Source organism: Catellatospora methionotrophica, from assembly GCF_011297335.1.
GTDB lineage: Bacteria > Actinomycetota > Actinomycetes > Mycobacteriales > Micromonosporaceae > Catellatospora > Catellatospora methionotrophica.
This window is the reverse complement of sequence record NZ_JAAOTJ010000005.1, coordinates 213040-233555: the sequence shown is the minus strand read 5'-3', so window position 1 is coordinate 233555 and position 20516 is coordinate 213040. Positions and strand designations below refer to the sequence as shown.

Here is a 20516-nt window from a genome sequence, read left to right as displayed (position 1 = left end):
GTGTCGAAATCTGCGGCCTGACCTCGTCTTTGGACACGAAACGGCGATCTTGCCTGCCGGAGCCCGACGCGCGGCCGCGCCGGGCTCGGCACGGGTGGCGAGCGCACCGATCGACGGCCGGTACGCTGCCGTGCATGGCAGCTCGACCGACCTTCATCCTCGCCTCGGCAAGCCCGGCCCGCCGCACCCTGCTCGACGCGGCGGGCATCGACGCCGAGGTCATCGTCAGCGGGGTCGACGAGGACGCCGTCGAGGCGACCACGGCCGAAGCCCTGAGCGGGGTGCTCGCCCGGATGAAGGCGCACGCCGTCGAGCAGCGCCTGCGGCACAGCGCCGCCGCGCCGGAGCGCGCCCTGGTGCTCGGCTGCGACTCGGTGCTCGCCTTCGACGGCCAGATCCTCGGCAAACCCGACGACGCCGAGGACGCGATCAAGCGCTGGCAGGCCATGCGCGGCCGCAGCGGGGTGCTGCACACCGGCCACTGCCTGGTGGAACTGCCCAGCGGCCGGATCGCCGAGGAGGTCGGCTCGACCGTGGTCCACTTCGCCGACCTCAGCGACGCCGAGATCGAGGCGTACGTCGCCACCGGCGAGCCGCTGTGGGTCGCCGGCTCCTTCACCATCGACGGGCTGGGCGGCCCCTTCGTCGAGCGCATCGAGGGCGACCACAGCAACGTCGTCGGGCTGTCCCTGCCGCTGCTGCGCCGCCTGCTCGCCACGCTGGACATCCCGATCACCGAACTGTGGCGCGAGCGCTGACCATCCGCCTGGCATAGGGTCGCCTTGTGAGCCGACCCGCCCCTCGGCCGGCGCCGACGGCGGGTGCGAGTTGCCGCGTCAGCGAGCGCTGACGGCGAGCGGAGCGAGGAGGAGTCATGGGCCGCGCCTTCATCACGGTCACCGACGAGCTGCACGATTACGTCGTCGCGCACGGCACCCCGCCCGGCGACCTGGAGCGTGACCTGGTCGCCGAGACGCTGCGGGCCACCGGCGGCGCTTCGCGCATGCAGATCGAGCCCGAGTACGCCGCGCTGCTGACCATGCTGACCCGGCTGACCGGCGGTCGGCACGCGGTCGAGGTGGGCACGTTCACGGGCATGTCCTCGCTGGCCATCGGCCGGGGGCTGGCCGAGGGCGGCAGGCTGATCTGCTTCGACATCTCGGCGGAGTACACGGCCATCGCGCAGCGCTACTGGCAGCGGGCCGGGCTCGACGACCGGATCGAGCTGCGCCTCGGCCCCGCCGCTGAAGGCCTGGCCGCCCTGCCCGCCGAACCGCACCTCGACCTGGCCTTCATCGACGCCGACAAGGAGGGCTACGCCGCGTACTGGGACGCCCTGGTGCCGCGTATGCGCCCCGGCGGGCTGCTGATCGTCGACAACGTGCTGTGGTCCGGCCACGTCCTGGACGAGAAGCCGAAGGACTCCTCGACAGCCGCCCTGATCGCCTTCAACGCCAAGGCCGCCGCCGACGACCGCGTCGACGTCGTCATGCTCCCCTTCTCCGACGGCGTAACCCTCGCCCGCAAACGCTGACCCCCTGACCCGTCGGCACGCCTCGGGGCATGATCGCTGTTTGCGGTCAAGAGCTGCGGTTAAACACAAGGTTTTGACCGCAGACAGCGATCTTCATCGTGGCGACGTGGATCGAGGCGGCGTTGAGCGGGGCGGGGTCAGGCCGGGTCGAGGGCGGCGTTGAGCGGGGCGCGGGTGGTGGTGGCGAAGCGCCAGGCCAGCAGGGCCGCGCCGGCGATGAGCACCGGGATGAACAGGAAGGCGGCGTGTGCGCCGACCTGGTCGGCGACCAGGCCGAGCAGCAGCGGGCCCGCGCCGAAGCTGACCGCCATCGAGTACGACGCGACCCCGGCGGCCCGGTCCGCTTGACCCGGTGCGGCGGCCACCGCCAGCGAGATCGCCAGTGGGTAGTGCATGGCGTTGCCGAGCCCGACGACGACCAGCCCCGCCACCGCCGTCACCGCGCTGCCCGCGCTCCAGAACAGGGCGAACCCGGCCAGGCTCAGCACCAGCGCGCCCAGGTAGAGCGGGATCGACGGCAGCCGCAGCGCGATCCGGGCCCCGGCCAGCCGCCCGGCGAACATGCCGCCGACGATCGCCGACATGACGGCCGTGGCCCCGCCCGGGGACATGCCGACCTGGTCGCGCAGCACCTCGGCGGTCCACATGGACAGCACGACCTCGACCGCGCCGGTGACCGTCATCATGCCCCAGGCCAGCCAGTACGCCGTCGGCAACGGCGGCCGACCGCCCTTCGCCAGCGGCACGGCCGACGCGGCGGAGACGATCTGCGGCTCGATCGCGGTGGGCAGCCCGTCGGTCACGACGGCGGCAGGAGCGCCGCCGCTCGCGGCCGGGTCCGCCGCGTCCCGGGGTGCCCGGCCGCCCTCCAGAGGGGCGACCGGCCCGGCCGCGTCCGCGAATGCGCGGCCGTCCGTGGCGAGAGTCAGCGGTGGATTGGCGGGAAGGCCGGACGGGATGCGTACACCCTTGATTTTGGCGAGGGCCGCGACCAGGGCGATCAGCGCGACCAGCAGCGCGAGACCGGCGCGCCAGCCCAGCCCGGCGCGCATGGCCGCGCCGATGACCAGCGGGGCGACCAGCCCGGCGGCGCAGGCGACCGCGTTGGCCTCGCTGATCGCGGCGGGACCGGCCGGGCCGTGGCGCTCGGACAGCGCGGAGACGATGCCGCCGATCGCGGCGATCCCGGCGGTCGCGGTGACGATGGTGAGGCCGATGGTGACCGCGAAGTATGCGGGCAGCAGCACGTAGCCGAGTACGCAGGCCGCGATGACGGCCTGGCAGGCCCAGAGGACCTGCCCGCGCCCGAAGCGGCGGGACAGGTGGGGGTAGAGCGCGCCGCCCGCGACGGCGCCGACCGCGATGGCGGTGCTGTGCAGCCCGGCGACGGCGGCGGAGGTGCCCTGCTCGTCGCGCAGCAGCGGGACGATCGGGCCGAAGCCGTAGTTGAAGTAGCCCCAGAGCCCCAGCTGCAGGTAGATCAACCAGGTGGCGAGGTCACGCGAGAGCCGGGGCACCTGACGAAGCTACGCTCCTTACAGGTGCCCCGGCCCTGGGTTGAGACGGAGCTAACGGATCGAGACGGAGCTGACGCGTCAGCGGACCGACTTCGCGAAGGTCCGCGAGGAGATCAGCAGCGCCAGCACGGTCAGCGGGGTGAGCACGGCCAGGGCCTGCCACACCGCGTCGTCGCCGGGGTGGCCCGCGAACAGCGCGCGTACGCCGTCGGTGGCCCACTTGAACGGGTTGGCCTTGGCGACGTTCTGCAGCCAGGCCGGGGCCAGCGTCAGCGGGAGGAAGATGCCCGCCAGCAGCATGATCGGCTGGATGACCGTGTTCAGCATCGGCGCCATGGCGTCCTCGCTGCGCAGGGTCAGGCCCAGCGCGTACCCGGTCGACGAGAGCAGCAGCGTCATGAGGCCGATCAGCAGGTACGCCAGCAGCGCGTCGCCGACGGCCACCCGCAGCCCGAACGGCACCGCCAGCAGCGTCACCAGCACGGCCTGGAACAGCAGCTGCACGACGTCGCGCAGCGAGCGTCCCAGCAGCAGCGCGACCCGGCTGACCGGGGTGACCCGGTTGCGCTCGATCACGCCCGCCCGCAGCTCGGCGATGATGCCGAACCCGGAGAACGCGCTGAACAGCGCGACCATGACCAGCATGCCGGGCACGAAGATCTGGTACGCCAGCTCGTCGGAGATCGGCTGCCCGCCGGACAGCGCCTTCTTCATCAGGGGCGCGAACAGCAGCAGGTAGAACAGCGGCTGGATGATGCCGACGGCCACCCAGACCGGGTTGCGCAGCAGCAGCTGCATCTGGCGCTGGAAGACCAGCCAGGTGTCACGAAGGAACTTCACTGCTCAGCTCTCCCTCAGGCTGCGGCCGGTCTTGGCCAGGAACACGTCGTCGAGGCTGGGGCGGTGCAGCTCGATGCCCTCGATGGCGACGCCCTCGGCGTCCAGGGTCCGCAGCACGTGCGGGATGGCGCTCGCGCCGTCCTCGACGTACAGCCGCAGGGACTGCTCGGTGGTCTCGACCTTGCGCACGTACTCGGCGTTGTCGAACAGGTCGGCGGCCTTGGCGACCTCGCGCGCGTTGACGGAGACGACGTCGCCCAGGACCTCCTGCTTGAGGTCGGCGGGCGTGCCCTCGGCCACGATCTGGCCGTTGTCCATGATCGCCAGGCGGTCGCAGAGCGCGTCGGCCTCGTCCAGGTAGTGCGTGGTGAGGAAGACGGTCATGCCCATCTCCCGGAGTTTGCGCACCTCGCCCCACATGTGGGCGCGGGACTGCGGGTCCAGGCCGGTGGTCGGCTCGTCGAGGAAGACGACCTTCGGCGAGTGGATGATGCCGAGCGCGATGTCGACGCGGCGGCGCTGGCCGCCGGAGTAGGTCTTGCAGCGGCGGTCGGCGTACTCGGCGAGCTCGAAGGTGTCGAGAGCCTCGGCGGCGCGGCGCTGGGCGTCGGCCTTGCCGATGCCGTACATCCGGGCGTGCAGCACCAGTTCCTCGCGGCCGGTGGACTCGTCCCAGGTGCTGCCGCCCTGGGCGACGTAGCCGATGCGGCGGCGCACCTCGCCGGGCTCCTTGCGCAGGTCGGCACCCGCGATGACGGCGGTGCCGCCGTCGGGCTCCAGCAGGGTCGCGAGCATCCGCAGGGTGGTGGTCTTGCCGGCGCCGTTGGGGCCGAGGAAGCCGAAGATCTCGCCTTCGGCGACGCTCAGGTCGACACCGCGTACCGCCTCCACGGTCTTGCTCTCGCGACCGGCACGGGAGCGGAAGGACTTCCGCAGCCCGGAGGTCTCGATGATCATTATTAGCTCCAAGGTCGGGGGAGACCTGGAGCGTAGGACCGGGGTCCGACAGTAGTCAAGTTTGATTAATCGCTTGCGTGATCCCGTTCGCCGAGTCCGCGCTTCCAGCGTTCCAACAGCTCGGGCGACAGGTACGGCTCGCCCGCCTCGATCCGCTCGGCGACCCGCTCGCACCAGGCGATCTCGCCCTCGTTGCGGGCGATGCCCAGCTCGATCATCCAGCGCACGTGGGTCGGCTTGTTCTCCGGCACCGCCCAGCCCGAGGCGATCGCGGCCGCCGCGCCCGCGTTCTCGGCCCGCAGCCGCCGCGCCCGGTGCCGCAGCGCCGCGGCGACCTCCTCCCGGGGCAGCTCGGTCATCAGCGAGAACCCCGCCAGGAACGGGTCCTCCACCTCCCGCTGCTCCCACAGCGCGCCGCTGAGCAGGTCACGGAACTGCTCGTCGCCCTTGGCGGTCATCTCGTACCGCGTCCGCGCCGGACGGCCACCGACCTGCTCGCTGGCGACCTCCCGCAGGGCGTCCTCGTCGGCGAGCTTCTTCAGCGCGTGGTAGACCGAACCGGGCTGTACGTTGGCCCACTTGTCGGCATGCCAGCTCAGCAGCTCCCGGCGTACGTCGTAGCCGTGCACCGGCTGCAACATGCGCACCACGCCGAGGATCATCATTCGGGTCGTCGACACGGTGAACAGTGTGCGGCGCAGCGGCCCGACCGGGCCATCCCACCCCCACCAGCAGTGATCTGAACGAGCGTTCATGACACAGGTCACATGCCACCTGAGCGCTCGTTAATGATCAACTCCACCGATAGACTCCGCGAAGGCCCGTACGGGGAGGACGATGATGACGATGCTGTCCAAAGTGTTGATCGCGAACCGAGGCGAGATCGCCGTACGCGTCGCGCGCGCCTGCCGGGACGCGGGCCTGGCCAGCGTCGCCGTGTACGCCGACGGCGACCGCGACGCCCTGCACGTGACCATCGCCGACGAGGCGTACGCGCTCAGCGGCGAGACCAGCGCCGACACGTACCTGCGCATCGACAAGCTGATCGAGGTCGCGAAGCGCTCCGGCGCGGACGCCGTGCACCCCGGCTACGGCTTCCTGTCAGAGAACGCCGCGTTCGCCGAGGCCGTCATCGAGGCCGGGCTGATCTGGATCGGGCCCTCCCCGCAGGCCATCCGCGACCTCGGCGACAAGGTCACCGCCCGGCACATCGCCCAGCGCGCCGGTGCCCCGCTGGTGCCAGGCACCCCCGATCCGGTGAAACACGCCGACGAGATCGTCGCCTTCGCCCGCGAGTACGGCCTGCCCGTCGCCATCAAGGCGGCGTTCGGCGGCGGTGGTCGCGGCCTCAAGGTCGCCCGCACCCTCGACGAGATCCCCGAACTGTTCGACTCGGCCACCCGCGAGGCGGTCGCCGCGTTCGGCCGGGGCGAGTGCTTCGTCGAGCGCTACCTCGACCGGCCCCGCCACGTCGAGGCGCAGGTGCTGGCCGACCAGCACGGCAACGTCATCGTCGTCGGCACCCGCGACTGCTCGCTGCAGCGCCGCCACCAGAAGCTGGTCGAGGAGGCCCCCGCGCCGTTCCTGACCGACAAGCAGCGCGCGGCCATCCACGACTCGGCGAAGGCGATCTGCCGCGAGGCCGGATACCACGGCGCGGGCACGGTCGAATACCTCGTCGGCGTCGACGGCACGATCTCGTTCCTGGAGGTCAACACACGGCTGCAGGTCGAGCACCCGGTCACCGAGGAGACCTCCGGCATCGACCTGGTCCGCGAGCAGTTCCGCATCGCGGCGGGCGAGAAGCTGCGGCTGACCCACGACCCCGCCCCGCGCGGCCACTCGATCGAGTTCCGGATCAACGGCGAGGACCCCGGTCGCGGCTTCCTGCCCGCCCCCGGCCTGATCACCAGGATGCACCTGCCCGGCGGTCCCGGCGTACGCGTCGACACCGGTTTCGAGACCGGCAACGCGATCAGCGGCAACTTCGACTCGCTGCTGGCCAAGGTCATCATCACCGGCGAGAACCGCACCGAGGCCCTGGAGCGCGCCCGCCGCGCCCTGGACGAGATGATCGTCGACGGCATGGCCACCGCCCTGCCGTTCCACCGCGCGATCGTGCGCGACCCCGCGTTCGTCGAGTTCACCGTGCACACCCGGTGGATCGAGACGGAGTGGACCAACACGGTCCCGCCGTTCAGCGCCCCGGCCGAACCCGACGACGAGACCGGCGAGCGGCAGACCGTCGTGGTCGAGGTCGGCGGCAAGCGCCTGGAGGTCTCCCTCCCTGCGTCGTTCGGCGGCTCAGGCTTCGGGGGTACGGCCGCGGCCTCCCCCGGACGTCCCGCCAAGCGGGCCGGTGCCAAGCGCGGCGCGAAGGTCGCCGCCAGCGGAGACGCGCTGGCCGCCCCGATGCAGGGCACCATCGTCAAGCTCGCGGTCGCCGACGGCGACACCGTCGCCGAGGGCGACACCATCGTGGTCCTGGAGGCCATGAAGATGGAGCAGCCCCTCACCGCCCACAAGTCCGGCGTCATCACCGGCCTGTCCGCCACCGTCGGCGAGGTAGTCCAATCCGGCACCACCATCTGCGAAATCAAGTAACCCCCACCCCCACCCCCTCACGCCGCCCCACCCCGCCCCGCCCCGCGCCGCGTCCTCTCGCGCAACTCTTAAAGACTTGCGGCCTCAGGGAACTCCTGAGGCCGCAAGTCTTTAAGAGTTGCGAACCGAGGGGGCGCCAGGAGGTGGGAGGGGGTCACCAGGAGGTGGGGAGGGGCATGCCTTCGGTGTATCCCGCGGTGGACTGGACGCCGATGAGGGCTCGGGCGTGGAATTCGTCGAGGGTTTTGGCGCCGGCGTAGGTGCAGGCGCTGCGGACGCCGGCGACGATCTCGTCGATGACGTCCTCGACGCCGGGGCGGGCCGGGTCCAGGTACATCTTCGCGGTGGAGATGCCCTCCTCGAAGACCGCCTTGCGGGCCCGGTCGAACGCCGAGTCCTCGGCGGTGCGCGCACTGACCGCCCGCGCCGACGCCATGCCGAAGTTCTCCTTGTAGCGCCGCCCGTCCGGGTCGGTGTAGAGATCGCCGGGCGACTCGTAGGTGCCCGCCAGCCACGACCCGATCATCACGTTCGCCGCACCCGCTGCCAGGGCAAGGGCAACATCACGAGGATGGCGTACGCCGCCGTCCGCCCACACGTGCCGCCCCAGCTCACGGGCCGCCGTCGCGCATTCCAGCACCGCCGAGAACTGCGGCCGCCCCACCCCGGTCATCATCCGCGTGGTGCACATCGCGCCCGGCCCGACTCCGACCTTGATGATGTCGGCCCCGGCGGCGACCAGGTCGCGTACCCCCTCGGCGGTCACCACGTTGCCCGCCACGATCGGGACGGCCGGATCGACCGAGCGCACCGCGCGCAGCGCGTTGATCATGCGTTCCTGGTGGCCGTGCGCGGTGTCCACGACCAGCACGTCCACCCCGCCCGCCAGCAGCTCGGCGGCCTTGCCCGCGACGTCGCCGTTGATGCCGATCGCCGCCGCGACCCGCAGCCGCCCCTTCTCGTCCAGCGCCGGGGTGTACAGCGTCGCCCGCAGCGCCCCCTGCCGGGTCGTGATCCCCGCCAGCCGGCCCTCGTGGTCCACGACCGGCGCGACCTTGCGCCGCCCCTGGTTGAGGATGTCGAACGCCGCGCGCGGGGTGGCCGTGGCGGGCACGGTCAGCAGTTCGGTCGACATCACGTCGCGCACCTGCGAGAACCGGTCCACGCCCATGGTGTCGGACTCCACGACCAGACCCACCGGACGGCCCTGCTCGTCGACCACCACCACCGCGCCGTGCGCCCGCTTGGGCAGCAGGTGGATGGCGTCGCCGACGGTGTCGTGCGGCCGCAGCGTGATCGCCGTGTCGTGGACCAGGTGCCGCTGCTTCACCCAGCCGATCACCTCGGTCACCACGGCGCTCGGGATGTCCTGCGGGATCACCGCGAGCCCGCCGCGCCGCGACACCGTCTCGGCCATCCGCCGCCCGGCGATCGCGGTCATGTTCGCCACCACGATCGGGATGGTGCACCCGGTCCCGTCGGCGGTGGACAGGTCCACCTCCATGCGCGAGCCGACCTCGGAACGGCTCGGCGCCATGAAGACGTCGCTGTAGGTCAGATCGTGCGCAGGCTGCGCACCGGACAGGAACCGCATGAGGCCATCTTCACCCATCAACCGGGCACGCCGTGGGCGACCTCCGGATCAGCGGATACGGGTGAGGGTGACCTCGACGGACTGGCCGGTGTTGGAGGGGCCCGCGTAGACGCCCTTGAGCGGGGGGACGTCGCCGTAGTCGCGGCCGCGGCCGACCACCACGTGGCGCTCGCCGATCGGTACGCCGTTCGTCGGGTCGTACGCGTGCCACTCCCCCGTCCACCACTCCACCCACGCGTGGCTCTGCCCGGTCACCGCCTTGCCCAGCGGGGCGTCCGGGGTCGGGTGCAGGTAGCCGGACACGTACCGCGCGGGCAGCCCCATGGACCGCAACAGCGCCACGGACAGGTGCGAGATGTCCTGGCAGACGCCCTGCTTCTGCCGCCACACGTGCACCGCGTCGGTCATCACCCCGGTAGCCCCCGGCGTGTACTCGACCTCCCGCCGGACCAGGTCGAACACGGCCAGCGCCGCCTCGTCCGGCCCGTACGCGGCCCGCAGCTCGACCGCCAGTGCGCCCAGCTCCTCGTCGAGCGCCGTACGCGGCGTCGGCAGCAGCAACTCCTGCCACCGATCGACGTCGTCCGGATCGGCCAGCTCCGCCCACGACGGCCCGCCCGTGGGCAGCGCGGCAGGCCGCGACGTCTCCACCGTCGAGTCCGCGATCACCTCCAGCACCTCATGCGCCACCTGCACATCGAACGACGTCACCGTCGTCCCCCAATAGTCCTGATACCGGTACGTCCGAGCCCCAGGCCACACACTGACCCGGTCGTCTAGCACCGTCTGCCGAGCCTCACTACTCGGCGACATCCGCGCCTCGTTATACGACGAAGCCACCGGCCCCCCGTACCGAAACCCGGTCCGATGCCGAATCTGCAACCGCCACCCCACCATCACCCCACCCCTCTCCACTCGACCCCCCGGCGGCCCACCCACCTGGAGCAACTCTTAAAGACATGCGCCTTCGGCGCGCCCCGCAGGCCGCGACTCTTTAAGAGTTGCGGCAGAAGGGGGGCGGGGGCGGGGGCGGGGGTCATGCGACGGCTCCGGCTTGCCAGTGGACGGCGGCGGTTTGGCGGAAGTAGCGGGCGGAGACGGCGTCGTTGACCTGGGAGCAGGTGCGTTCTAGGCCGGAGAGGACGGGGCCGAGGTCGGCGAGGAGGTCCTCGGGGGGTCGGTAGGCGAGGTCGGTGCGGGCGCGGCCGAGGATGCGCTGGGCGTCGGTGCCCACGCCGACGCGGCCGGTGCGGGTGGTGCCGGCGGTCGGCTCCAGTTCGGCGAGGCAGGATTCGGCGGTGACCAGGGCGGCCAGGATCGAGCGGGGGAACAGTCGGTCCAGCAGCAGGAACTCGGCGGCGTGGCGGTCGCTGAGCGAGCCGCGGTAGGTGCGCAGGTAGGTCTCCCAGGCCCCGCACGAGCGCAGCAGGGTCAGCCAGTTGGGGATGCTGCCGCCCGCGCGGGTGTGCGTGGACAGCAGGCGGGCGGTCATGTCGACGCGTTCGACGCTGCGGCCCAGCACGAGGAACAGCCAGCCTTCGTCGCGGCTCATGGTGGCGTCGGCGAGCCCGGCCAGCACCGAGCAGCGCTCGCGTACCCAGGTGAAGAACTGGTGCACTCCGCCCTCCTCGATGCGGCGGCGCGATCCGGCCAGGCCGAGCCAGGTGGTGTTGAGGCACTCCCACATCTCGGCGCTGACGGTCTCACGCGCCCCGCGGGCGTTCTCGCGGGCGGCGGCCAGCGCGCCGAGCACGGAACTGGTGCTGGTCAGGTCGAGGCCGAGGCGTTCGACGACGCCGGGCAGGCTGGCGGCCTCCTCGGGGCCGAGCGGCAGGCCCATCACCGCGAGCAGGGACCGGCAGGCCTGCTCCTCGTCGGTCCACGGGTCCTGCAGCATGCGGTGCAGGTGTACGTCCAGGATGCGGGCGGTGTCCTCGGCGCGTTCGACGTAGCGCCCGATCCAGTAGAGCGATTCAGCGATGCGGCTCAGCACGGCGGCCTCCCGTCGGTTCGGGTCTGTTGCTGCTGTTGCTGCTGCTGGTTGTTGCCGGACTGGCCCGGCCCGGGGTCGGGGCGGCGCGGCGCGGGGATGACGGCGATCTCGTCGGGGAAGGTGTCCTGCTGCCAGCTCTCCTCCGGGGCGCCCGGCTCGGGCAGCACCCAGGTGTCCTTGGAGCCGCCGCCCTGGCTGGAGTTGACCACCAGCGCGCCTTCGGGCAGCGCGACGCGGGTCAGCCCGCCGGGCAGCACCCGCACCTGGTTGCCGTCGTTGACCGCGAACGGCCGCAGGTCCACGTGCCGGGGCCGGAGCCGGTCCTCGATCAGCGTGGGGACCATGGACAGCTTCACCTCGCGCTGGGCGATCCAGCCGCGCGGATCGATCATGATCGCCTGGCGTACGTGCTCCAGCTGCTCCCCGGTGGCCTGCGAGCCGATGACGATGCCCGCGCCGCCGGACCCGTCGACCGGCTTGAGCACCAGATCGTCGAGCCTGCTCAGCACGTACGTGCGTACGTCCGGATCGTCGAGGCGATAGGTCTCCACGTTGGACAGCAGTGGTTCCTCGCCGAGGTAGTAGCGGATCAGGTCCGGCACGTACGTGTAGAGCAGTTTGTCGTCGGCGACGCCGTTGCCGACCGCGTTGGCGATGGTGACGTTGCCCGCCCGTGCCGCGTTGAGCAGGCCCGCGCAGCCGAGCATCGAGTCGGCGCGGAAGTGCACCGGGTCCAGGAACTCGTCGTCGATGCGCCGGTAGATGACGTCGACCCGCTGCTCACCGGCGGTGGTGCGCATGGCGACCTCGTTGCCCGCGCAGACCAGGTCCCGCCCCTCGACCAGCTCGACGCCCATCTCCCGGGCCAGCAGCGCGTGCTCGAAGTAGGCCGAGTTGTGCACGCCGGGAGTGAGCACCACCACGGTCGGATCGTCCACTCCGGCCGGCGCCCCGGCGCGCAGTGCCTGCAGGAGCATGCCGGGGTACGACTCCACGGGCCGCACCCGCGTCTGCGCGAACACCTCGGGCAGCACGTGCGCCATGGCGCGCCGGTTCTCCATCACGTAGCTGACCCCGGACGGGGTGCGCACGTTGTCCTCCAGCACCCGGAACTCGCCCGCCTCGTCGCGGATCAGGTCCACCCCGGCGACGTGTACGCGCACCCCGTTGGACGGCACGATGCCGGCCGCCTCGCGGTGGTAGTGGGCGCTGGTCACGATGATGCGCCGGGGCACGACGCCGTCCTTGAGGACGTTGCCGTCGCCGTACACGTCGGCCAGGAACGCCTCCAGCGCCCGCACCCGCTGCGCGACCCCCGCCTCGACCTGCCGCCACTGCTCGGCGGCGATGATGCGGGGCACGATGTCCAGCGGGAACGGCCGCTCGACGCCCTTGAGGGCGAACGTGATGCCCTGGTCGAGGAAGGCTCTGGCCAGCACCTCGGCCCGGATTCTCAGCTCGCTTCCGGCCAGCGGGCGCAACGTCGCGTGCAGCGCCTCGTAGGTCGGCCGCGGCTCACCCGGAACGCCGAACATCTCGTCCCAGCCGGGACCGAGCGGGTAGTCCTCGAAAAGGTCCGCCATGGCCCGACGTTACGCGGATCCCGTTGCGATTGCGTAAACGATGTGAGATGTGGGACGGCGAACAGGTCAGCTGCCGCCGTACAACCGTCCGATGTCGATCAGTTCGACGTCGGTGCGGGCGTCGGCCGCTCGGCGGAGCTCCCTGGTGAAGCCGGACCGGCTGAACAGCAGCAGCCGCACCGGCCCGTCGACCTTGGCCGGGGGCAGCAGCTCGCGCAGGTGGGTCAGCCGCTCCAGCTCCGCGGTGCCCACCTGTCTGCCGGTGGCCTTCGCCTCGCCGATGGCCCGCACGACCGTCGGCTCGTACGAGTTCTCGCTGAGCGCGACGACGTCGATCTCGTGCCCCTGCCGGTGTTCCCGGCAGGCGATCGTCGCCGACCTGACCTGGTTGACGAACCCGCCCCGGCTGGCGTCCGCCGCGTAGACGAGCGTCCACTCGCGACAGAGCTGCTCGAAGTGCGGTCCGTAGATCTTCGCGTCGACGGTGTCGCGGACCGTCGGCCAGACCCGGTCACCGCCGAGACCGGCGATCGCCGCCTCCCGTGGCCGGATGACGAGCTGATGGAACCGGATGACCGGCTCCGCGATCCGGTACACGGGGCGCTTGGCGACCAGTGCGTCCTCCACGCGTTCGATCAGCCGCACCTCCTCCAGCACGGCCAGGGCGTGGCTCAGCGAGCCGTCCGGCCGCCCCAGCCTGCCCGCGATCTCACTGCGGCGGCACGCCCCGCCCGCGATCGCGTTCAGCACCGAGAAGTACAGCGTCTCGTCGACGAGCTCGGGCTGCTCGTACAGCAGCACGTTGCCCTCGCGGAACATCGCGGACAGCGGGTTGAGCAGACCGCGCTCGACCCAGCCGTCGACGCCGTCCTCGGCCAGCGGTCCGGCGCTCATCCCCAGGTAGGCAGGAGTGCCGCCGACCAGCGCGTGCACCCGGAAGGCCGCGTCCGGCTCGCCGTCCAGCCCCCAGAGCTGGGACGTGGCGCGGTAGTCGAGGGTGGCGAGGTTCATCTCCAGCACCGCCCGGCCGCGCAGCGGAGCGGTGCCGATCAGCAGCCTGCGCATCGTCGTCATGGCGCTGCCGCACAGGATCAGCCGGGTCCGGCTCTGCCGCATCGCCCGGCTCATCGGGCTCAGCGCGGCCTGGATCAGCGACGGCAGGGCCGGTTCGTCATCGAGCAGGTACGGGAATTCGTCGAGCACGACCAGGGTCGGGCCGTCACCGCGCTCGCCGAGCCGCAGCAGCGCGTCGACCGCCTCGCGCCAGTCGGCGAACCGGACCGGGTCCTCGGTGCCCGTGTAGGCGCGGTAAGCCTCGCTCAGGGCGCGCAGGTTCTCCGGGCCGTAGAGCTGGGAGGCGGTGAACATGAAGCCGTTCGCGGCGAGGCTGAGCAGCTCCAGCATGAAGGTCTTGCCCTGGCGGCGGCGGCCGTAGACGAGCCCCAGCGACGCGCCGAGCGCGGGGTTGTCGGCGAACTGGGCCAGCGCCTGCCACTCACGATCACGTTCGAGCAGCTCGGACGGCTTGTCGAGCATCCTGCCTCACTTCATCGCAACTCCAGTTATGATAACTGGAGTTGCGATGAAGTCCACGGTCTACTCGATGTCGTGCTGCATCAGCTGGCGGGCGGCCTCGGCGAGGCTGCCGGTCAGCGACGGGTAGATGGTGATGGTGTGGGCGAGCTGGTCCACGGTCATGTGGTTCTCGACAGCCATGGTCAGCGGCATGATCAGTTCGCTGGCGCGGGGGGCGACGACGACACCGCCGACCACGATGCCGCTGGCCGGGCGGCAGAACAGCTTGATGAAGCCGTCGTGCAGGCCCGCCATCTTGGCGCGCGCGTTGCCCGCCAGCGGCAGCATGACCTGCCGGGCCGGGACCTTGCCGCTGTCCACGTCGGCCTGCGAGACGCCGACCGTGGCCAGCTCCGGGTCGGTGAACACGTTCGCGGCGACGGTGCGCAGCCGCAGCGGGGCCACCGCCTCGCCGAGCGCGTGCCACATCGCGATCCGGCCCTGCATGGCCGCGACGCTGGCCAGCGGGAGCACACCGGTGCAGTCGCCGGCGGCGTACACCCCGGGCACGTTGGTGCGCGACACCCGGTCGACCGTGACGTAGCCGCCGGGGCCGACGGTGACGCCGTACTCGGGCAGGCCGAGGTCGGCGGTGTTGGGGATGGAGCCGACCGCCATCAACGCGTGCGAGCCGGTGACCACCCGCCCGTCGGACAGGGTCACCTCGACGCCGTCGCCGACCCGCTTGACCGCGTCGGCCCGCGAGTTGTTCAGGATGGTCATGCCACGGGCCCGGAAGACCCGCTCGATCGCCATCGCCGCGTCGGCGTCCTCGTGCGGCATGACCCGGTCGCGCGACGACACCAGGGTCACCGGCACGCCGATGGCCAGGTACGACGAGGCGAACTCGGCGCCGGTGACGCCGGAGCCGATGACGATCAGGTGCTCGGGCAGCGCGGGCAGGTCGTACACCTGCCGCCAGGTCAGGATGCGCTCGCCGTCGGGCACCGCGCTCGGCAGCCGCCGGGGCGTCGCACCGGTCGCGATGAGCACCGTGCCCGCGTCGATGGCGTACTCGGCGTCGCCGTCGGCCGGGCGCACGCGCACCCGGTGGGTGTGCCCGAGGGTGTCCTCGCCCATCCGCGCGGTGCCCTTGACCAGGGTGACCCCGGCCTTGATCAGCTTCGCGTGGATGTCGCCGGACTGCGCCAGGGCGAGCCGCTTCACCCGCCCGTGGACGGCGGCGGCGTCGACGGTGACGGTCCCCGCTCCCTCGTAGTGGACGCCGAACTCCTCGGTGTCGCGATAGCTCGTCACGACCTCCGAGCTGGCGATGAAGGTCTTGGACGGGACGCAGTCGTGCAGCACGCAGGCGCCACCGGCACCGTCGGCTTCCACGACCGTGACGTCCGCGTCGAGCTGCGCGGCGACGAGCGCCGCCTCGTATCCGGCGGGGCCGCCACCGATGATCACAATCCGACTCACGCAGTCATTCTTCCCTACCGGGCAAGTCCGTCAGGCGCGGATGCGACCCGGCTCACGCTCACCCAGCGTGCAGGAAAAGACACCGAGTGGTCCGACACGCACGGGCGTATTCTCAGCGAGCGGTCCGGGCGGCTATCGTCATCGCCGTGCGTCATTACGCAGCGTATGGCTCGAACCTGGACCCTGCCCGCATGCGGGCCTACTGTCCGCACTCGCCCATGGTCGGGACCGGCTGGCTCGAAGACTGGCGGCTGACCTTCGCCGGCGAGGACGAGGTCGGCTGGGAAGGCGCGGTCACCACGATCGTCGAGTCGCCCGGAGACCGGATCTTCGTGGCGCTCTACGACGTGCACCCGTGGGACGAGGCGGCGCTCGACGAGGTCGAGGGTGCCAACGCGGGCACCTACACCAAGCTGCAGTTGCGGGTCGCGACCCTCGACGGCAGCGCGCTGGCCTACGTCTACGTCTTCCACGGCTACGAGGGCGGCCTGCCGACCGCCTGGTACCTGTCGGAGATAGCGAACGCGGCGGAGAAGGCGGGCGCGCCCGACGACTACGTCGCCGCGCTGCGCGCCCGCCCCACCCGCACCGTCCGGCCCTAGTCCAGGGCCGGTCGCTCGTAGATGTTGGCCTGGTAGGCCGCCCGCATGCCGACCCCGGTGTACAGCCGGATGGCCTCGGTCGGGTTCGCCAGGTCGACACCGAGACCCGCCGACACCCGGCCGTTGGCCAGGTAACGCGCGAACGCGGCGGCCAGCAGTGCGCGACCGACGCCGCGCTTGCGGAACTCGGCGCGCACCGCCAGGTGCTTCACCCAACCCTCGCCGCTGTCGGCGTTCTGCTCCGAGGACTGCAGAACGCCCGCCACAGCCCCGTCCGCCTCGGCGACGAACCACTCGTCCAGCCGGACCTGGTGGCCGTCCACGAAGCGCTCCCGCCATCGGTCGTAGCCTGTCGGCTGGTAGTCGGGGGTGTCCCGGAACGCCGCGTCGTACACCGCGAAGAACTCCGGCAGTTCGTCCTCGCGCACCGGGCGCACCGTCACCCCGGGCACGGCGCCGGTCGGCGGTACGGGCAGGTCGATCTGCATACGGGCATGCTGCTTGACGAACGTGAAGCCCGCCGCGGTCAGCGCCTCGATCCAGGGCAGCTCGACCGGTATCGCCCCGGCCTGGACTGTCCCCTCGCCACCCCGCTCACGGGCTCGGCGGGCCGTCTCGGCCAGCATCCGGGCCAGCAGCGGGTGCAGCGCGGGCCGGCCGCCCTCGGGATGCGCGTACACCTCCACGAAATCGTCCGGACCGTTACCGGGGTTGTCCAGGTAGCCCCAGCCCGCGATCGTGCCGTCGGCGGTCACCGCGACCATGCTGCACGGCCCCGCGAGCCCTTCGGCCACCTCCTGCGCGGTGAAGTCGGCGAAACCGGCCGCGGCCAGGACGCTGGCGTTCACGAGCGCCAGCAGTTCGTCGGCGTCCGCGCCTGTCGTCGGCCGGTGAGACCAGCCCTCGGGAAGTTCGTCATCAGTCACCCCGCCATCCTCACCACCCGCCCCACCGTCCACCACCGGATTAACCCCGGCCGCTCGGCGACGTCCGCGAGCCCCGCGATCGAGAGCAGGTCAGCGGCGGCGGGGGAAGACGGTGCGGGTGGTGTCCTTGAGGAGGGTGACGAGTTCGCCGCGTTCGGCGGGGGTGAAGTTCTGGACGGCCTGGCCGCTGATGCGGTCGGCGACCGCGTCCGCCCAGGCGCGGCGGCGCAGCAGCGGAGCCACCGGCGGGTACGGCGGCTGCCAGCCGAACGCGACCGCCGCCGCCTCCCCCTCCGGCCCCGCGATCAGCGCCTCCACCGGGCTCAGGCCACTGGACCGCACCCCGAGCAGCAGCGCGCCGGCCCGATGTTCGCGCAGCAGGTGCAGCGCCACGGCGGCGCGCGCCCCCGGCCCGTCGTCCGGCACCGGCATCGCCCGCCAGGCGGCGAACAGCGGCAGGCCCGCGCCGTCGGCGGCGAGCACCGCCTTCTCGGTCAGCTCGACCAGGCGGTCGACCTTGGGCGCGTCGTCGAGGTGCTCGCTGCCCCAGCGGCAGCATTCGGCCAGCAGGTGCGCGGCGACCTCGCGGGGCGACAGCGCGCGCCGGGCCGCGTCCCAGCCGTCGCGCACCGCCTCGGGCGTGATCAGGCCCAGCGCCGCCGCGACGGTGTCCGGGCGTACGTCGCCCAGCGCACCGCCCCGCCCGGCGACGTAGCAGGCCCAGCCGGTCAGGCCGAGTTCGCGGGCGCGGCGCAGGGTCCGGGGGCATTCCAGGAACGCGCCGCCGAGCCGGTTCACCGCATCGGCCGCCATCGCCGCGGTCTGCATCGGCGTCGCCGTCAAAGGGGGTGTCACATGTGGATTGTGCCGCGCCGGACGCGCCGGGTCAGCCCCCCGGAAAGCGGGTGCGACGTGGACCGGGCCCCCTCTAGGCTGGCCGCGTTGCATTTACCCTCGTCGAAAGCGTGGTGCGCGGTGCGCGCGGACATGTACTTCTCCGTCGACGTCGAAGCCGACGGCCCGATCCCGGGCCCGTACTCGATGCTGAGCTTCGGCGCGGCGGTCGCCGGGACCAGGGGCGAGTCGTTCGCACGGACCGACCCGGCCGCGGCGACGTTCTACCGGGAGCTGCGGCCGATCAGCGACGAGTTCATGCCGGCCGCGTTGGCGGTGTCGGGGCTGGACCGCGAGGCGCTGGCCAGGGAGGGCACCCACCCGGAGGTGGCGATGCGCGAGTTCAGCCGGTGGGTGACCCAGACCGCGGGCGAGCACCGCCCGGTGTTCGTGGCGTACCCGGCGAGCTTCGACTGGATGTTCGTGTACTGGTACCTGATCCGGTTCACGGGGGCGAGCGTGTTCGGGCACTCCGGCTGCCTCGACGTGAAGACGGCGTACGCGATCAAGGCGGGGGTGCCGTTCGGCGGGGCGACCAAGCGGGCGATGCCCCGGCACCTGATGTCCGAGCGGCGGCACACCCACCACGCCCTCGACGACGCGCTCGAGCAGGCCGACCTGTTCGCGAACCTGATGTCCTGGCAGCCCTAGACGTCGACGGCGGCCCCCGGGGCGAGCCGGGCGTACTCGGTGCCGGAGCGGGCCGTCATCAGGGCGTCGGTCAGGCTGAGGCCGTTGTCCGAGAGCAGGCTGTCGTGCAGCGCGTACGCCCGCTGGGGCGCGACCGCCCGGACGAAGTCGATCGCCTCGGAGATCTTCAGCCAGGGCGCGGAGACTGGCACGAACAGCGTCTGCACGCTCGCACCCTCGGGCACGTCGAAGGAGTCCCCCGGGTGGTACAGCGACTCGTTGATCAGGAAGCCCAGGTTCGCCACCCGGGGGATGTCCGGATGGATCACGGCGTGCAGCCCGCCGTACGCGCGTACCAGCAGGTTGGCCGCGGTGAACGCGTGCCCGGCGGTGACCGGGACCGCCGCGCCGCCCCACTGCGCGGAGAACTTGTCCACCACGTCCGGGTGGGCGTAGATCTGGATCGAGGACCGCTTGGCCAGCGCGTCGGCGAGCCGGTCGGCGTCCACGTGGTCGGCGTGCTCGTGGGTGAGCAGCACCGCGTCCGCGCCGTCGAGGGCGCGCTCCGACTCGCTCCACGCCCCGGGGTCGATCACCACGACGGCGTCGTCGTGCTCGATACGCAGGCAGGAGTGCGCGAACTTGGTCACCCGCATCGGTGGTCGCCTTTCCGTCTCTGTCCGGACCGTGTCCCGACTGTCGTCCTTCCGTGACCAGTCTGCCGGAACCTGAGGGGTCATGAGTGACGTCCGGAAAGGCATGAAGAAGACGTTCGTAGTAGCGACACTGAGCGGTCTGCTGTTGCTGGCGGGGTGCGCGACGTCGTCGAACGACAGCAGCTCGCCCGCCAGCGCCCCCAAGCCGGGCATCGGCGACCTGAGCTATCAGGGCGACTCCGGCGCGAACGGGGAGAAGGCAGGCGCTCCGCAGGCGCCCGCCCCCGACGGGGTGACCGCCACGGGCGGGCCGGTCGTCGGCCGGTCCCTGATTTACCGCGGCGAGCTGTCCGTACGCGTCGACGACGTCGTCAAGTCCGCCGACCAGCTGACCGCGCTGGTCACCACCGCCGGCGGGCACATCGGCGCGGAGAAGCGCGTCAACGACAGCTCCGAGTCGCAGGCGTGGATCACCGTACGGGTGCCCGCGAAGCAGTTCCACAGCGTGGTGGAGCAGATCGCGAAGCTGGGCACCGAGCTCAACCGCAGCTCGAACACCGAGGACGTCACCGAGGCCGTCGTCGACCTGGACACCCGGATCGCCGCCCAGCGCGCCAGCGTGGAGTCGGTGCGCCGGATGTTCACGCAGGCCAAGCAGCTCAGCGAGGTGGTGCTGCTGGAGCGTGAGCTGAACCAGCGGCAGGCCGAGCTGGCCTCGCTGGAGCGCAAGAAGGCGGGCCTGGACGACCTGGTCTCGCTGTCCACCATCACGGTGACCCTGGTCGGCCCGAACACGGTGGTGCCCGAGCCGGAGAAGGAGCCCGCACCGGGCTTCCTGGGCGGCCTGGAGGCCGGCTGGGACGCGTTCGTGGCCACGGTGCAGGTCGCCCTGGCCGTGCTCGGCTTCCTGATGCCGTTCCTGATCGCCCTCGCGATCCCGGTCGCCCTGGTGGTCGCCCTGCGCCGCCGACGCCGCCCGGCACCTGCGGCCCCCGTGCCCGCCACGGTCCCCGCGACTCCTGCCACCCCTCCGGCGTCTCCCGACGAGGACTGACCGCCCGACGGCGTATCCGCGCCCTCGCCCTTACATAGACGCTGGCCTATCACGTCGAGTTTTTGTAGATCGAACTCGATATGATAGGCCAGCGCCTATGTAAGACGGGGCGGGCCGCGCGGGGCGGTGGGG

19 protein-coding genes are annotated in these 20516 nt (G+C 71.8%); 6 read left to right on the top strand and 13 right to left on the bottom strand.

Annotated elements, in window-relative coordinates; all coding sequences use genetic code 11:
• The first annotated feature begins 134 nt into the window (after positions 1-134).
• Positions 135-758, top strand: coding sequence for a Maf family protein (locus HAV40_RS15535; RefSeq protein WP_166381718.1), 624 nt, complete (start codon positions 135-137; stop codon positions 756-758).
• A gap of 116 nt (positions 759-874) precedes the next feature.
• Positions 875-1534 carry an O-methyltransferase gene (locus HAV40_RS15530; protein ID WP_166381716.1) on the top strand — a complete coding sequence of 220 codons (660 nt, stop codon included), beginning with the start codon at positions 875-877 and terminating at the stop codon, positions 1532-1534.
• Positions 1535-1671: 137 nt separating this feature from the next.
• Here HAV40_RS15530 and HAV40_RS15525 read toward each other — a convergent pair whose 3' ends face one another.
• The 4 genes from HAV40_RS15525 to HAV40_RS15510 form a co-directional block, all read right to left on the bottom strand.
• The gene (locus HAV40_RS15525) at positions 1672-3051 is read right to left on the bottom strand and encodes an MFS transporter (RefSeq protein WP_166381714.1); all 1380 of its coding nucleotides are present in this window, start codon (positions 3049-3051) and stop codon (positions 1672-1674) included.
• A gap of 78 nt (positions 3052-3129) precedes the next feature.
• Positions 3130-3891 carry an ABC transporter permease gene (locus HAV40_RS15520; protein ID WP_166381712.1) on the bottom strand — a complete coding sequence of 254 codons (762 nt, stop codon included), beginning with the start codon at positions 3889-3891 and terminating at the stop codon, positions 3130-3132.
• 3 nt (positions 3892-3894) lie between these two features.
• Positions 3895-4845, bottom strand: coding sequence for an ATP-binding cassette domain-containing protein (locus HAV40_RS15515; protein ID WP_166382012.1), 951 nt, complete (start codon positions 4843-4845; stop codon positions 3895-3897).
• A gap of 68 nt (positions 4846-4913) precedes the next feature.
• Complete coding sequence (locus HAV40_RS15510) at positions 4914-5528, bottom strand: PadR family transcriptional regulator (RefSeq protein ID WP_239086543.1); 615 nt, start codon at positions 5526-5528, stop codon at positions 4914-4916.
• A gap of 169 nt (positions 5529-5697) precedes the next feature.
• Between HAV40_RS15510 and HAV40_RS15505 the strand changes: the two genes are divergently transcribed.
• Positions 5698-7452 carry an acetyl/propionyl/methylcrotonyl-CoA carboxylase subunit alpha gene (locus HAV40_RS15505; protein ID WP_166382008.1) on the top strand — a complete coding sequence of 585 codons (1755 nt, stop codon included), beginning with the start codon at positions 5698-5700 and terminating at the stop codon, positions 7450-7452.
• A 154-nt stretch (positions 7453-7606) separates the two neighbouring features.
• On the opposite strand, the gene HAV40_RS15500 is transcribed toward HAV40_RS15505, so the two are convergent.
• The 6 genes from HAV40_RS15500 to HAV40_RS15475 all read right to left on the bottom strand — a co-directional run bounded on the left by HAV40_RS15500 (position 7607) and on the right by HAV40_RS15475 (position 15622).
• Positions 7607-9046: a GuaB1 family IMP dehydrogenase-related protein gene (locus tag HAV40_RS15500; protein WP_166381710.1), complete on the bottom strand. Its 1440-nt coding sequence runs from the start codon at positions 9044-9046 to the stop codon at positions 7607-7609.
• A 48-nt stretch (positions 9047-9094) separates the two neighbouring features.
• Positions 9095-9943, bottom strand: coding sequence for a transglutaminase family protein (locus tag HAV40_RS15495; RefSeq protein WP_203671554.1), 849 nt, complete (start codon positions 9941-9943; stop codon positions 9095-9097).
• Between the two features lie 139 nt (positions 9944-10082).
• Positions 10083-11039, bottom strand: coding sequence for an alpha-E domain-containing protein (locus HAV40_RS15490; RefSeq protein ID WP_166381708.1), 957 nt, complete (start codon positions 11037-11039; stop codon positions 10083-10085).
• Positions 11033-12622, bottom strand: a complete 1590-nt coding sequence (locus tag HAV40_RS15485) for a circularly permuted type 2 ATP-grasp protein (RefSeq protein WP_166381706.1) — start codon at positions 12620-12622, stop codon at positions 11033-11035. The genes HAV40_RS15490 and HAV40_RS15485 overlap by 7 nt, the downstream gene beginning before the upstream one ends.
• A 66-nt stretch (positions 12623-12688) precedes the next feature.
• The gene (locus HAV40_RS15480) at positions 12689-14158 is read right to left on the bottom strand and encodes an AAA family ATPase (protein ID WP_166381704.1); all 1470 of its coding nucleotides are present in this window, start codon (positions 14156-14158) and stop codon (positions 12689-12691) included.
• A gap of 60 nt (positions 14159-14218) precedes the next feature.
• A complete protein-coding gene (locus HAV40_RS15475; RefSeq protein WP_166381702.1) occupies positions 14219-15622 on the bottom strand; it encodes an NAD(P)H-quinone dehydrogenase in 1404 nt (467 codons plus the stop codon).
• A 146-nt stretch (positions 15623-15768) separates the two neighbouring features.
• Between HAV40_RS15475 and HAV40_RS15470 the strand changes: the two genes are divergently transcribed.
• On the top strand, positions 15769-16224 hold the full coding sequence (locus HAV40_RS15470) for a gamma-glutamylcyclotransferase family protein (protein ID WP_120318058.1): 456 nt from the start codon (positions 15769-15771) through the stop codon (positions 16222-16224).
• Here HAV40_RS15470 and HAV40_RS15465 read toward each other — a convergent pair.
• Positions 16221-17150 (bottom strand): GNAT family N-acetyltransferase, encoded by a 930-nt coding sequence (locus HAV40_RS15465; protein ID WP_166381699.1) that lies wholly within the window; start codon positions 17148-17150, stop codon positions 16221-16223. The two genes, HAV40_RS15470 and HAV40_RS15465, sit on opposite strands and share 4 nt — an antisense overlap.
• Positions 17151-17240: 90 nt before the next feature.
• Entirely contained in the window at positions 17241-17978 is a 738-nt protein-coding gene (locus HAV40_RS15460) for an SCO6745 family protein (RefSeq protein ID WP_166382004.1), read from the bottom strand.
• 147 nt (positions 17979-18125) lie between these two features.
• Here HAV40_RS15460 and HAV40_RS15455 point away from each other — a divergent pair, with 147 nt between their 5' ends.
• Positions 18126-18695 carry a 3'-5' exonuclease family protein gene (locus HAV40_RS15455; RefSeq protein WP_203671556.1) on the top strand — a complete coding sequence of 190 codons (570 nt, stop codon included), beginning with the start codon at positions 18126-18128 and terminating at the stop codon, positions 18693-18695.
• On the opposite strand, the gene HAV40_RS15450 is transcribed toward HAV40_RS15455, so the two are convergent.
• Entirely contained in the window at positions 18692-19330 is a 639-nt protein-coding gene (locus HAV40_RS15450) for an MBL fold metallo-hydrolase (protein WP_166381697.1), read from the bottom strand. The genes HAV40_RS15455 and HAV40_RS15450 overlap by 4 nt on opposite strands.
• A gap of 82 nt (positions 19331-19412) precedes the next feature.
• Here HAV40_RS15450 and HAV40_RS15445 point away from each other — a divergent pair, with 82 nt between their 5' ends.
• Positions 19413-20384: a DUF4349 domain-containing protein gene (locus tag HAV40_RS15445; protein WP_166381695.1), complete on the top strand. Its 972-nt coding sequence runs from the start codon at positions 19413-19415 to the stop codon at positions 20382-20384.
• The last annotated feature ends 132 nt before the right edge of the window (positions 20385-20516 follow it).